The following is a 12873-nucleotide window of genomic DNA, read 5'->3' as shown; positions in this document are numbered from 1 at the left end:
CCCGTAGCGGCGAAAGACTTTCACATTCGGGCAGGAAAACCGAAAGTCTATATCAAAACTGCTCGGAGCAGCGGACACCAGACCAAAGTATCATTGTGCCGGCTAGTCCATGGCTGTATTTAAAATAAACTTTAGCTATCGCACAGTATCAGCTGTAACCGGCCAATGGCGAGCGATTTCGCCACGCAACAAGGGATCATCGGCCTTACTATTTCATAATTCAAAAATTTTCTGGGAGGATTATTTTGAACAAGTACATTTTCGTGTCAGGGCTGCTCCTTGCACTCACTGCACTTTCCGGTTGCAATAACAGCAATCCGCACTCCAGCTCCACAACGCCGGATCAATCCGCCACAACTGCATCCACTTTTGCAACATCTGTAGCCACTCCCGCCGGGACACCCGAGGTGACGACTGGCGAAACCACCTCGATCGACGACACACTCGGGAAAGACCGCACAGCAAAGGACGACGACCCCACGCAAGCGCCACCGAACAGCCCGCCACAACTGATTGTCAACGACGAAACGCCGCCCCCGTCGAAACCGCTGCCTCCATTCACGGTCAAGGAGGAGATCACTACGTTTCTCGTCAATGGCCAGAAAGTCGTGGGCACGCTCGCCGTTCCGGAAGGAACTGGCCCCGCGCCCGTGATTCTTGTCTTCCACGGCTATACGGGTTCTCGCGACGCCAACCTCGTCGCCGGAACGGGCGGCGAAAGTCTTTTCAGCCGCGCCGCGCGTCTGTGGGCAACGGAAGGCTATGCAAGCCTGCGCATCGATTTTCGCAATTCCGGCGAGAGCGATGGAATATGGGCGGACACGACATTCGACGGTCAGATAGACGATGCGATCGCAGCGGTTGCTTTTCTCCAGATCGACAAGCGCGTCGACGGCAAGCGCATTGCCGCCGTTGGCTGGAGCCAGGGCGGGCTGGTCGCCAGCGCCCTTGCCGCCAAAACCCCGGCGCTCCGCGCTGTCGGCCTGTGGAACGCGGTGACAGTACCGCCCCTCACATACAGCCTTATTCTAGGCCCCCAAGCCTTGAAGGACGGCCCCGCCGCCGCCAACAAGCTGGTCGGAAGAACGGGACTAAAAGGATCGTTTTTTCAGGGCATCTATACCATAGATCCCGTGGCGGAGATCGCTAGATATGACGGGCCGCTCTTCGTCGCCGCCGGCACGAATGATTCTGTCGTCGCGCCGCAACCGCAGATGGGCAATCTTTTCCTGAAATATCATGAAGGAATCGAGGAGCTGTGGGTTCGCGATATGGATCACGGCTTCGACAAGGACCGGTCCGCTGCCGTTGTCGATGAAATGGCGAAGGCCACGCTGACCTTGCTACGCAAGGGTCTGGACAAATGAAAGGATAGGGCCACAGCGCACAACTGGCACTTACTTCAGCATTGAATAGCATTCACTTTTAATTTTCAGCAATTTTCAGGGAGGAAATCGCAATGCAAAAGTCTATTTTAAGTACATTGATGGTGTGCCTATCACTTCTGTCATTTGATGCCGAAGCCCATGAAATCAAACGGGTCATTTCGTTCGGCGACAGCTATACCGATGTTTCGAATGGCGGCCCGGGTAGTTTGGACTACCCATCGAAGTATCAGACAATCGACAGCTTCAAGGCTGCTGCCTATTATCCGCTGCCATACGCATTGCTTGAAGCCCTGGGGCCCGCTGGTACGGACAACATGCTCGGGTACGGTACCAGCGCCGCTTCGATCAATAAATTTGGTGGCAGGGTGCAATTTGCAAGTCAGGTGAATTCTGCGATATTGATCAAGTTCGCAAAAAACGACCTCGTCCTCGTCAACATCGGGATCAACGACGCCGATGTGCTATGCAACCGAGCCATCGATAAACAGAAGTGCGAGAAATCCGGAATTGAGGCCGCAGATGCGGCCGCGGTCCAGGTCAAGAAATTGATCGACAACGGCGCCAAGACGATAATCTTTGCAGCATTCAGTTCGACTCACCACGTGCACCATTGGTTCGGAGAAAACGCGCCGCAGGGAGACGCTTTTGCTGCTGCCTATTTCGACGAACTGAAAAAAAGCCTTGCCCCGCTGACTTCTTCTGGTGCGGTCATCCATCTCGTCGATATCGCACAATTCTATGATCGCGTGAGACTCAATCCTGAACTCTATGGATTCGATTACTATGATCAGCCCTGTGCTCCAAAGACCCCCCCGTGTACGTTGGCAGAAGGTGGTGCATCCTGGAACAAAATCGAATACAAGTTTGGCGCCGACCAGGATTGGCGGGTCAAACATGTGCTGGCGAACCTGCTTCATCCTTCGACCGGAGGCCTCAACGTCTTGGCGAAATATATGGCTGATCTCGTCAACTACCCCGATAAAGTACCGCCGGCGGATATTCTTATCGGCAATGCCGGTAGTTTGAACCAGTCCCTTGAGGTCAAGGGAACCGTCATCTTCCATCAGGAAAAAGATGGCGCGTTCGAAAAGCTGTCCGGGACAGGCACATTGGTCAAAACCGGTCCGGGCGCACTTACCATAAAGCATGGCGATTTCTTCAAAGGACCCAGGCAGCGTCTGGAGGGCAAGCTGTCGGTGTTGGTCGATCGCGTATAGCAAAAACGCTTGAGTGCGCGGCCACTGATTATTGTGGCCGTGCACTTCGAGAGATGCATGTCAAACCAAGCCGGCCTTGATCGTGTCCATGCTGGAGGCCAAGGCTTCGGAAGGGTTTTCCAGTTCCTGTACTTCCCGCGCGAACGGTTCGAATGAAAACAGGCCGGTATAGCCCAGATCGATCAGTTCGCGCATCTGGCGGACATTGCCAAGCCGGTCATCCGCATCGACCAGCACCCGGTGCGGATCGCGCATTTCGCCAACCGCAAGATCAGGGTCGGCAACCCCTGAAATATGAACCATGCCGGTCATCGCCGGAAACAACTCGGGCTCGCCGGCAAGGTGGTGATGGAACGTGTCATGCACGAGTTTGAACCGCCCCTGCCCTCCTACAGCCTCGATCGCTTCCACCGCTTCCCGCTTTGAACGCAGCGAACAGATCTCGAAGCCGAGCGGTTCGACGAAGCCCATGAGACCACGCTGTTCAAGGATCGGCTTCAGTGCCGTCAATGCGGTGCGCAGTTTTGCCTGACGCTCGCCATCTGTCTGGCCGGAACCATCATTGACCGGGACAAGAACCAGCGCTCTCGCACCCACATGGCGCGCATAGTCGGCAAGCTCGATCGCCTCCCGTTCGCGCGCCGGCGTCCACTCATTGAAACGCTGCAGCGCGTTGATCGTGGCGATGCGAACGCCTGCCGCTTCAGCCAATGCCCGGACCTCTGCCGCCGGCGTCCCGTCGACGATCGCATTGCCGCCGAGGTCGTTACGGATCTCGACATCGCTGAGGCCGAGCGACTTCGCCAGCTGGAAAAATTCGGCCGGTGTCATGTTCGGTGCGGCGATATGATTGATCGCAAAGACGGGGTGAGAAATCGTGTCGCTCATCTGAATGATACTCCCGGTGGTACTTAAAACGCTCTGCGTCTATAGGTTGCTAAGAGCCCGTTTATGGTGGCAACCATCTGTCGAGGCCGCTATTCCGTCAATCGCAGTTGTGATTAAAAAACTATCATTTCTGATAGATTCCGATACGTGAGAAGAAGAGAACAGGGTTTGCGGGATCCGGCGGAACTTTTGCGCAAGAATGTCCAGATCTGGTGCAAGAACATGCGAAAATGGAACATGAATCCTCGATTCCGGCGCAAGAACTTCAACCGGCACGGGCAATTTGATTGTAGCCGCGTGCAAAGAGCCGCTCATATGTTCTCTGGAAGGTAGATATCGAACGGCAAAAAGGTCTGACCCGGAGCGTTGGCCGCGCCGCTTTCGATGGCGTGCCCCATCAGTTCCGTGAGCTCCCGGCAGAGCTTTGGCAAAGGCGTCGCGATGACCATTGTGACGATCTTGTCGGCCAGTGCCGCCCGCGATTCCGGGGTAATTTCATTGACGACCATCACCGGCGGCTGTTCCAATTGCGCCTCGCGCATCGCGGTGATTGCGCCTTCCATTCCACCGCCGGCCACATAGCAGCCCGCAAGGTCCGGATGACGGCGCAGCAGCTCCGACATCGCCTCATTGGTGATCTGGCGCGTCTCCAGATTGACCATCGTGTCTAGCACGGTGAACTCTGGCGCCTCTTCCCGGAAAAAAGCACGAAAACCGATTTCGCGTAGTTCGTGCCCGTGGAAGCGATGGCTTCCGACAAAAATCGCGACTTTTCCAGGCGTTTTGGCGGCTTTGGTGATCATCCAGGCCGCCGTGCGCCCTACCTTGCGGTTGTTGACGCCAACGTAACCTTCGCGGATTCCTGCGGCATGGTCTGAAAGCAATGCAAACACCGGGATATTTTTTGCCTTCAATTCATCGACGGCGGCCGTGATCGACGGGTGGTCCGGCGCGACCAGACCGATGGAACGGCAGCGTCCCGCTAGCGATTTCAACTTCGCGATAATCTCGTCCGGCGCCTGTGACGCGCAAAACTCTATCGCAGGAACGCCGCGGAAATGCGACGCTTGGCCGACAGCATTTTCGATCTCCCGCGCAAACTCCTGATAGAAAAAATGTCCGGGTTTCTGCAGCAGAAAGCCCAGCCGGTATTCAGGCAATTCCTGCCGCATACGCTGGCGGATCAATCCGGCCGCATGATATCCGATGCTGTTCGCCGCCTCATACACCCGCCGCGCCGTTTCCTCGCGAACCGGCAGCCGTCCGTTCAGCACCCTGTCGACTGTCGCGACTCCCACTCCCGCCGCACGCGCCAGATCGGAGATTGTCGGCCTATTTGCCACCTCGTGCCCTCCCTGATAGAATCTATCAGTCATTTATACCAATCTCTGATTGAAAATGATAGAATTTCATCATTTCAGATTGAGGCAGGTTGCAGCAACGCGTATCTTCTCTCGACCAATTGAGGGAGGTCTCATATGCAAGCAGCAGCGCTCGCCATGCCGACAAAGCGGGATTACAGCCTTATCGGCCGTGACTCGCAACTGGCCGTGGAGTCAGGTCTTGCTGCGGCCGAATGGTATCACACCGACATCCCCCGCAAGCAAATGAAAGAGCTGATGAAGCGCTCCGACGGCCCGGCGATCCGCGACACGGCGATCTGGCTCGGCAGCATGCTGATTTTCGCCGGCCTTGGCGTCTATTTCTGGGGCGCCTGGCTTTGCGTGCCGTTTTTCCTCGCCTATGGCGTCCTATATGGTTCCGCCTCGGACAGCCGCTGGCATGAATGCGGCCACGGTACAGCCTTCAAGACGCGCTGGATGAATGATGTCGTCTATCAGATCGCCTGCTTCATGATCATGCGTAATCCAGTCACCTGGCGCTGGAGCCATACGCGACACCACACGGACACGGTCATTGTCGGTCGCGATCCGGAGATCGCGGTCATGCGTCCACCCGATTTGTTGCGTGTCACCTTGAATTTCTTCGGTATTCTGGATGTCTGGCACGCCATGGGCGACCTCACCCGCAACGCTCTGGGAATTGTCAGCGCCGAGGAAAAGACCTTCATTCCCGAGCAGGAACAGCCAAGGGTAGTCCGTATCGCTCGCATCTGGGCCGCGATCTATGTCGCCACGATCGGGCTTTCGTTGTACCTCGGATCGATCCTGCCGCTGGTGCTGATCGGCCTGCCGCGACTGTACGGAGCCTGGCATCATGTGCTCACCGGGCTTCTACAGCATGGCGGGCTTGCCGACAATGTCACCGATCACCGCCTGAACAGTCGCACCGTGCTTATGAACCCCGTCAGCCGGTTCATCTACTGGAACATGAACTATCACGTCGAACACCACATGTTCCCGATGGTGCCGTATCACGCGCTGCCACAGTTGCATGCGATGATCAAGCATGATCTGCCGGCGGCAAACCCGTCCATCCTGCACGCGTACCGCGAGATGGTGCCTGCATTCCTGCGGCAGTTGCGCAACGAAGACTATTTCCTCAAGCGGGAATTGCCGCCGACTGCCAAGCCCTATCGCGAGGAATTCCATAGCGAACCTGTCGCGGCGGCAGCGGAATAATAGTCCATAAACGACCGGAAGGATCGAACGATGAGCAACTGGGTAGAAGCCTGCACTTCAAACGACGTCGATGAAGAAGACGTCATGCGTTTCGACCATGCTGGAAAGACCTTTGCAATCTACCGCAGCCCCGACGATGAGTTTTTTGCGACAGACGGGCTGTGCACTCACGAACACATCCATCTGGCAGACGGTCTTGTAATGGATGAGATCATCGAGTGCCCCAAGCATAATGGCCGCTTCAACTACAAGACCGGAGAAGCCAAGGGAGCGCCGGTGTGCATCAACCTTAAAACCTACCCGGTCAAGGTCGAGTCCGGTAAAGTATTGATACAGCTGGGGTAATGGCGATGGAACGAGGAATGGTCATCATTGGCGCCGGCGAATGCGGCGTGCGCGCGGCTTTTGCCTTGCGGGAAAACGGCTACAACGGTTCTGTCACCCTGATCGGTACGGAAAAGCACCTCCCCTATGAGCGGCCGCCGCTTTCCAAGGAAGCGATGGTCTCGGATCATCATCCGGCACCTCGCACAATAGCCGCTGAATCCCTGTTCAATGAAAAAAGCGTCGACTTCATCGGCAGCGCGACCGCGACGTCAATCGAGCGGGAGGAAAAGCGCGTCACCCTCGATGATGGCCGGCAAATCCCCTATGAGCGTCTTCTGTTTGCGACAGGTGCCATTCCGCGCCCTCTGCCTCTCGCAGCAGGCAGCCAACATTGCACCACCCTGCGCAGTTTTGACGATGCGCTTGCCATCCGGGCAAGGTTTCAGCCCGGAGCACGCATCGTCATTGTCGGCGGCGGGTTCATCGGGCTTGAACTTGCTGCCAGCGCTCGCAAACGCGGTGCATCGGTCACTGTAATCGAGGCTCAAAGCCGCATCATGATGCGCGGCGTCCCCGAGGAAATCGCAAGGGTCCTCGACGCACGCCATCGCGCCGAAGGCGTGACCATTCTGTGCAATACCGGAATCGTCTCCTTTGCCGACGCTGCAGACAATGTTGCGATCACGCTTTCTTCAGGCGATGTGATCGCGGCGGATCTTGCCATCATCGGCATAGGCGCGACGCCGGTGACCGCGCTTGCCGAATCCTCGGGGCTGGAAACAGCCAATGGTATCGTCGTCAATGAGTGGCTGCAGACCAGCGATCCGGATATTTATGCGGCCGGCGACTGCTGTATCTTCCCGCTTGCCGTCTATGGCGGACGCCGGGTGCGGCTCGAAGCATGGCGCAATGCGCAGGAACAAGGGGCGCTGGCTGCGCGCAACATGCTTGGTGCACAGGAGCCGCATCAAGCGGTACCCTGGTTCTGGTCGGATCAATACGAGCTCGGTCTGCAGGTCGCGGGCCTCTCGGACGAGTGTGCACAGACGATCCGCCGTGACCTCGGCGATGGCGCTTTCATTCTGTTCCACCTGACTGCCGATGGCCGCCTTGTTGCCGCAAGCGGCATCGGCCCCGGCAATTCAGTGGCGAAGGACATAAGGCTCGCTGAGATGCTTATCGCCCGTGGCGCGAGACCGGATTCGGGCCAGCTCGCTACCGCAGACGTCAAACTCAAGTCATTACTTGCAGCCTAGGCCTCGACCTCAACGTTACCAAGCGGCTTGGAACAACAAGCGAGGACGTATCCCTCGTCGATTTCGTCGTCCAGAATCCCGCCATTGTGGTCCATGTCGACCTCGCCGGAAATCTTCATGACCTTGCAGGTGCCGCAGAGCCCCGATTCACACGCTGCCGCAATACGTATCCCCGCACCGCGAGCGGCCTTCAGAATCGTTTCGCCTGGCGCACATGGCACCTCCATACCCGACATGGAAAAGCTGACCATCGCGGATCTCTCAACGGCCTCTGTCGATATCGCGTCCATCATCGGCAGCACCGGTTCGGCGGCCGGTCCGAAACTCTCCTGGTGGTAATGCGTCATGTCGAAGCCGGCAGCTTCGAGCATGGTGCGCACATCGCGCATGAACGTTTCAGGCCCGCAACAGAAGATCGTCCTGTCCTTGAAGTCCGGCGAAAGCAACGGCAACCGTGCCTCTTCAAAACGGCCGCGAATACCGGTCCACACCTGCCCCATCTCGTGTTCCTTTATAAGGAAGGCAAGCTTCAGGTTCGGCATGCAGCTTGTTAGATATTCGAGCTCTCTACGGAAGATAATGTCGCTCGGTCGGCGTGCGCAGGTCACGAAATTGATGTCGCTTTGCGGGGCGCAATCGTGCATCCAGCGCGTCATCGACATCATCGGCGTGATGCCCGAACCCGCCGAGATGAACAGGTATTTCTCGCCCGGATGCTTGCGCATGGAGAAATCGCCAAGCGGCCCGAATGCCTTCAACCGCGCACCCGGCGTCAGATGGTCGAGCATCCACCGCGCACCGATACTGCCATCCTGGGCTTTCGCCGTCACGGCAATGGTGAATGGCCGCGATGGGCTGGATGACAATGTAAATGTGCGCAAGACGGCTTCCGGCTGCACCGGCAATTCGAACGTCATGAACTGGCCTGGCTCGTAGCGAAACCAGTTCTGATTGTCCGATTTGAACGTGAAAGTCTTCACATTGGGCGCTTCCTCGATGACCGATAGGCACTCCAGCAGATGCAGCCGATCATTCCATGGCTGCATCTGATCGAGGTGCGGATAGGTCTGAGGAAGCGTCATATTCATCATGCTACCTTGCTGAGCTTGTTATTGCCGGAAAGCCTTGTTTCCATGGAATTGCTGTACCATTCGAGGAACTGCAGCACGCCACCTTCGTGTTCGACCGAGTATGGACCCGGTTCATAGGCAGGCGAGCGGATACCGAATGCATTTTCTTCAACGATACGGCGGTCCTGATTGTTGGTCTCGAGCCAGACATGGGTCAGTTCTTCGAGATTGTAATCGACACCTTCGACCGCGTCCTTGTGGACGAGCCACTTCGTCGTGACCTCGGTCTCATTCGGTCCGAGCGGAAGCACGCGGAAAGAAATCGCCTGGTCGCCGAGAACATGGTTCCACGTGGTCGGGTAATGATAGAGCAGCAGCGAACCGATCTGCTGCGCGTTGACGTCATCACTGAGTTGCCTCCCGACCGCACGCTTGCCGCTGATCGTGTAGCTCTCGGCACTACTAAGCAGCGGCACACGTGTGGCACGATACTGGCCGTCTTCTGCGATACGGAACACACTTGGGAGGCCGACTGCCTCGCACTTCTCCCAATGCGCGACCATCTCAGGATCTTCTTTGGAGTCCTGGATCCCGGTAGCGCTGGGCGCTTCGGGGAAGGTCTTGCACAGTTCCGGGTGGTTGGCGACGCAGTGGTAGCATTCGCGATTGTTTTCCCAGACGAGCTTCCAGTTGCCTTTTTCGACAATCGAACTCTGGAATGCCACCTTGGTCTCGGTCAGGCGATGCGGCGCGAGATAGGGTTCAAGCAGAGCGCGTGTCGGGCCGAAATCGGGAGCAACGGGCGCGAGACAAATGAAGATATAGCCGCCGACACTCTCGCAATGCACCGTTTTGAGGCTATGCTGGCTGGCGTCAAAATCGTCGCCCATCTGGCGCGCGAACAGCAAGCGGCCATCCAGCTCGTAGGTCCATTGATGATAGGGACAGACGAGTTTCGCCGCGGTGCCCCTTTCGGCGGCACAAACGCGCGAGCCGCGATGGCGGCACGAATTGTGGAAAGCTCTGATCTGTTTTTGGCGGTCGCGCACGATGACGACCGGATAGTCGCCAATCTGAACCGTGAAATAGTTGCCCGGCTTGGCCACCTCGCAATCATGGCCGATGAACAGCCAATCGCGATAGAAAATATTCTCCATGTCGAGACGGTAATAATCCGGATCGGAATAGAAGGCCTGTTCGAGGCCGTATCCTGGTTTCCGGTTCCTGAGATTCCGGAGCAGTTCGTTCGTTAAGTCCATGTCGTGTCCTCGCTCTTATAGCCCGCGAAAGAACTGACTGGTGGTGAAGGAGGACCTCCGCGCAAGTCAAACGTCGCCTGCACAAAATCATGCTCCTTGATCGCCCACCGCGATCAGTCGGTTTTGTCACTCGAGGCTGGTTTCCGGGCTCTGGAGTTGCCTTTTCGGGCTTCGCGACGCCTTCCCGGGGTGCACTCCCCAGTGGCCGTTTTTGCCGCGTTTTCCACTCCACTACCGTTGCGGGGGCAGCGCCGGGTTGAGGATGTGGACAAATTTGGAACCAGGGCGAGCCGAAAATGGTGCTTTTCGAGAACCGGAGCGAACTGGACATAAAGTCCATAAGCACAGGAAGCGCAGAAAAGCATCATTTGCAGGCCGCCATGGTCCGGATTTGCATTCCTGACCGGCTTCCCAATTCTCCGCTCTCTCCCTGGAAAGCGGCACCTCAAGTGTCTTGATAAGAGCACTCGGCAGAACAAAAGAATAGGCGCGGAAACGACATCGCATTTACGCAAGACGACACGGTGCAATTCCGTGTCACAAAGCCATTGTGCGTGGTTCGACGGGGCTCACCATGAGGGAGGTTTAGGACACTGCAGCTGCCGACGAGTGCCAACCTCTGCGGACCTGCTCATGCAATCAACCCAACTCCCTCATGGTGAGCTCCGTCGAACCACGCGCAGCAGTCTTGCCAACAGAAATCCGCTCTTAAGCTTTGTACAAATACTGTTTGATCGATTCCGGCTTCATCTCGATCGAGAAGCCCGGCAGGACCGGCGGCATATAGGCGGCATTCTGGATATTGCACGGGTCGACAAAATGCTCGTGCAGATGGTCGACATATTCGATGACTCTGCCCGCCTTCGTACCCGACACCGCGACATAGTCGATCATCGACAGGTGCTGCACATATTCGCAAAGGCCAACCCCGCCCGCGTGCGGCCAGACCGGCAGATCATACTTCGCCGCGATCAGCAGCACCGCCAGCACCTCGTTGAGACCGCCCATGCGGCATGAATCGATCTGTACGACGTCGATCGCACCCTCGGCTATGAACTGCTTGAACATGATGCGGTTCTGGCACATCTCGCCTGTCGCAACCTTGACCGGGTGAATGGCCTGCCGGATCTTGCGATGGCCCGCCACATCGTCCGGGCTCGTCGGCTCCTCGATGAAGAACGGTTTGACGAAGGCAAGCTTGTTTACCCAGTCGATAGCCTCGTTGACCTCCCAGACCTGATTGGCATCGATCATGAGGATGCGGTCGTCGCCGATCACCTCGCGGGCAATGGTCAGACGGCGGATATCGTCATCGAGATCGCGACCGACTTTCATCTTGATGTGATTGAAACCTGCGTCGACAGCCTCCTGGCAAAGGCGTCGCAGCTTGTCATCGGAATAGCCAAGCCAGCCGGCAGATGTGGTGTAACAGGGATAGCCCTCGGCTTTCAACGTCGCGATCCGCTCCTGCTTGCCTTGCTCCGCCTTGCGCAGAATTTCAAGCGCCTCGTCACGCGTCAGCACGTCGGTCAGATAGCGAAAATCAACGATGTTGACGATTTCTTCTGGCGTCATTTCGCCCACCAGTTGCCAGACCGGTTTCCCAGCTTCCTTTGCCAGAAGATCCCACACGGCATTGACGACAGCACCGGTAGCAAGATGCATCGCGCCTTTGTCCGGTCCGATCCAGCGAAGCTGGCTGTCGCCTGTGACGAAATGCCAGAAGCGACCCGGATTTTCCTTCACCCAATCCAGTTCCAGACCAATGACAAGATGCTTCAGCGTCTCTATCGCGAGACAGACGATTTCATTGCCGCGCCCGATGGTGAAGGTCAGGCCATGGCCGGCAAGTCCATCGGCATCCGTATCGAGCACGACGTAGGCGGCCGAATAGTCCGGATCCGGGTTCATCGCATCCGAGCCATCGAGGCTTTGCGACGTGGGAAACCGGATATCGAAAACGCGAAGGTCGGTAATGCGGGTCATAATGTTACTCCAATAGAGACATTTGAGAATTCAGCTTGATGAGGCAGCTGGTGTGATTTTCGAGAACCGGAGCGCAGTGGACATTTTCGTCCATGAGCACCGGAAGCGGAGAAAATCGCATCAGATGGCCATCAGGATGGATTGGCAAAGGTCTCTAGACGGTCCAGCCGCCATCAATGTTATATGCTTGGCCAGTCGTATAGGTCGCACCGGCGAGATAGACAGCGAGGTCAGCGATCTCTTCCGGCAAGCCGAGACGCCCCATCGGCTGGCGCGAGATGAAAGCTGCCCGCGTCGCGTCATAGTCGCCGCCAGCACGCATGCGCTGTTCTAGCGACGGGCTTTCAACCGTACCCGGACAGATGGCGTTGCAGCGGATGCCCTGCGTGATGTAGTCGGCCGCCACCGCCTTGGTCAGGCCCAAGACAGCAGCTTTGGTCACACCATAGGCAAAGCGGTTCGGCACGCCCTTAACGCTGCTGGCGACAGACGACATATTGACGATCGCGCCATCCTTGCGCTCGATCATACCCGGCAGGACGGCCCTGATCGTTCGGATCATGGCGCGGACATTGAGGTCCAACGCGAAGTCCAGGTCAGCATCCGGCATTTCGAGAATCGAGCCGCCGTGGACGAACCCGGCGCAATTGAACAGCACGTCGATTGCACCAAGTTCGCCGATCACCTGATTGACTTCGTCCGTCTTCAGCACGTCGAGCTTGCGCGGCTTGATCCCCGCCTCTCTCGGCAGTGCATCCAGCAGTTGCTGGTTGATATCCGTCGCGTGCACGATTGCGCCTTCGCGGGCGAACGCAAGCACCGAGGCGCGTCCAATGCCCTGCCCTGCGGCTGTGATCAAAACCCGCTTGCCTTCAAGCTTACCAGTCATTGCAAATCTCC

The 12873-nt window shown here is 57.2% G+C and carries 11 protein-coding genes and 1 riboswitch; of the genes, 5 read left to right on the top strand and 6 right to left on the bottom strand.

What is annotated here, in order from left to right:
- Positions 1–245 precede the first annotated feature (245 nt).
- Both C7476_RS12705 and C7476_RS12700 read left to right on the top strand, forming a co-directional pair.
- Complete coding sequence (locus C7476_RS12705) at positions 246–1367, top strand: alpha/beta hydrolase family protein (RefSeq protein WP_181872424.1); 1122 nt, start codon at positions 246–248, stop codon at positions 1365–1367.
- A gap of 92 nt (positions 1368–1459) precedes the next feature.
- A complete protein-coding gene (locus tag C7476_RS12700; RefSeq protein WP_147274649.1) occupies positions 1460–2605 on the top strand; it encodes an SGNH/GDSL hydrolase family protein in 1146 nt (381 codons plus the stop codon).
- Positions 2606–2665: 60 nt separating this feature from the next.
- On the opposite strand, the gene C7476_RS12695 is transcribed toward C7476_RS12700, so the two are convergent.
- Positions 2666–3493, bottom strand: coding sequence for a TIM barrel protein (locus tag C7476_RS12695; protein ID WP_114430286.1), 828 nt, complete (start codon positions 3491–3493; stop codon positions 2666–2668).
- A 311-nt stretch (positions 3494–3804) separates the two neighbouring features.
- Positions 3805–4836 carry a LacI family DNA-binding transcriptional regulator gene (locus C7476_RS12690; protein WP_114430285.1) on the bottom strand — a complete coding sequence of 344 codons (1032 nt, stop codon included), beginning with the start codon at positions 4834–4836 and terminating at the stop codon, positions 3805–3807.
- Between the two features lie 135 nt (positions 4837–4971).
- On the opposite strand from C7476_RS12690, the gene C7476_RS12685 reads away from it, so the two are divergent.
- Genes C7476_RS12685 through C7476_RS12675 form a run of 3 tightly spaced genes read left to right on the top strand, consistent with a single transcriptional unit; the run spans position 4972 to position 7658 of the window.
- Positions 4972–6075 (top strand): fatty acid desaturase family protein, encoded by a 1104-nt coding sequence (locus tag C7476_RS12685; RefSeq protein ID WP_181872423.1) that lies wholly within the window; start codon positions 4972–4974, stop codon positions 6073–6075.
- Between the two features lie 30 nt (positions 6076–6105).
- Positions 6106–6420 (top strand): MocE family 2Fe-2S type ferredoxin, encoded by a 315-nt coding sequence (locus C7476_RS12680; RefSeq protein WP_114430284.1) that lies wholly within the window; start codon positions 6106–6108, stop codon positions 6418–6420.
- 17 nt (positions 6421–6437) lie between these two features.
- Positions 6438–7658 (top strand): NAD(P)/FAD-dependent oxidoreductase, encoded by a 1221-nt coding sequence (locus C7476_RS12675; RefSeq protein WP_245426306.1) that lies wholly within the window; start codon positions 6438–6440, stop codon positions 7656–7658.
- Here the strand turns inward: C7476_RS12675 and C7476_RS12670 are convergent.
- The 4 genes from C7476_RS12670 to C7476_RS12655 form a co-directional block, all read right to left on the bottom strand.
- A complete protein-coding gene (locus C7476_RS12670) occupies positions 7655–8746 on the bottom strand; it encodes an FAD-binding oxidoreductase (protein WP_181872433.1) in 1092 nt (363 codons plus the stop codon). The genes C7476_RS12675 and C7476_RS12670 overlap by 4 nt on opposite strands.
- Positions 8746–9987, bottom strand: coding sequence for an aromatic ring-hydroxylating oxygenase subunit alpha (locus C7476_RS12665; protein ID WP_114430282.1), 1242 nt, complete (start codon positions 9985–9987; stop codon positions 8746–8748). Before C7476_RS12665 ends, C7476_RS12670 begins: the two co-directional genes overlap by 1 nt.
- Positions 9988–10104: 117 nt before the next feature.
- Positions 10105–10450: riboswitch (cobalamin riboswitch) on the bottom strand.
- A gap of 245 nt (positions 10451–10695) precedes the next feature.
- Entirely contained in the window at positions 10696–11973 is a 1278-nt protein-coding gene (locus C7476_RS12660) for an L-fuconate dehydratase (protein WP_114430281.1), read from the bottom strand.
- Positions 11974–12127: 154 nt separating this feature from the next.
- Complete coding sequence (locus tag C7476_RS12655; protein WP_114430280.1) at positions 12128–12862, bottom strand: SDR family oxidoreductase; 735 nt, start codon at positions 12860–12862, stop codon at positions 12128–12130.
- Positions 12863–12873: the final 11 nt, after the last annotated feature.

It is taken from the genome of Phyllobacterium bourgognense, from assembly GCF_003337575.1.
Lineage (GTDB): Bacteria > Pseudomonadota > Alphaproteobacteria > Rhizobiales > Rhizobiaceae > Phyllobacterium > Phyllobacterium bourgognense.
This window is presented reverse-complemented; position numbering and strand designations above follow the sequence as displayed.

Excerpts from the sequence above, each read along its gene's own strand:
- C7476_RS12700 (WP_147274649.1), top strand. The coding sequence starts at position 1,460 with ATGCAAAAGTCTATTTTAAGTACATTGATGGTGTGCCTATCACTTCTG.
- C7476_RS12670 (WP_181872433.1), bottom strand. The coding sequence starts at position 8,746 with ATGAATATGACGCTTCCTCAGACCTATCCGCACCTCGATCAGATGCAG.
- C7476_RS12680 (WP_114430284.1), top strand. The coding sequence starts at position 6,106 with ATGAGCAACTGGGTAGAAGCCTGCACTTCAAACGACGTCGATGAAGAA.
- C7476_RS12695 (WP_114430286.1), bottom strand. The coding sequence starts at position 3,493 with ATGAGCGACACGATTTCTCACCCCGTCTTTGCGATCAATCATATCGCC.
- C7476_RS12675 (WP_245426306.1), top strand. The coding sequence starts at position 6,438 with ATGGTCATCATTGGCGCCGGCGAATGCGGCGTGCGCGCGGCTTTTGCC.
- C7476_RS12665 (WP_114430282.1), bottom strand. The coding sequence starts at position 9,987 with ATGGACTTAACGAACGAACTGCTCCGGAATCTCAGGAACCGGAAACCA.
- C7476_RS12685 (WP_181872423.1), top strand. The coding sequence starts at position 4,972 with ATGCAAGCAGCAGCGCTCGCCATGCCGACAAAGCGGGATTACAGCCTT.
- C7476_RS12655 (WP_114430280.1), bottom strand. The coding sequence starts at position 12,862 with ATGACTGGTAAGCTTGAAGGCAAGCGGGTTTTGATCACAGCCGCAGGG.
- C7476_RS12660 (WP_114430281.1), bottom strand. The coding sequence starts at position 11,973 with ATGACCCGCATTACCGACCTTCGCGTTTTCGATATCCGGTTTCCCACG.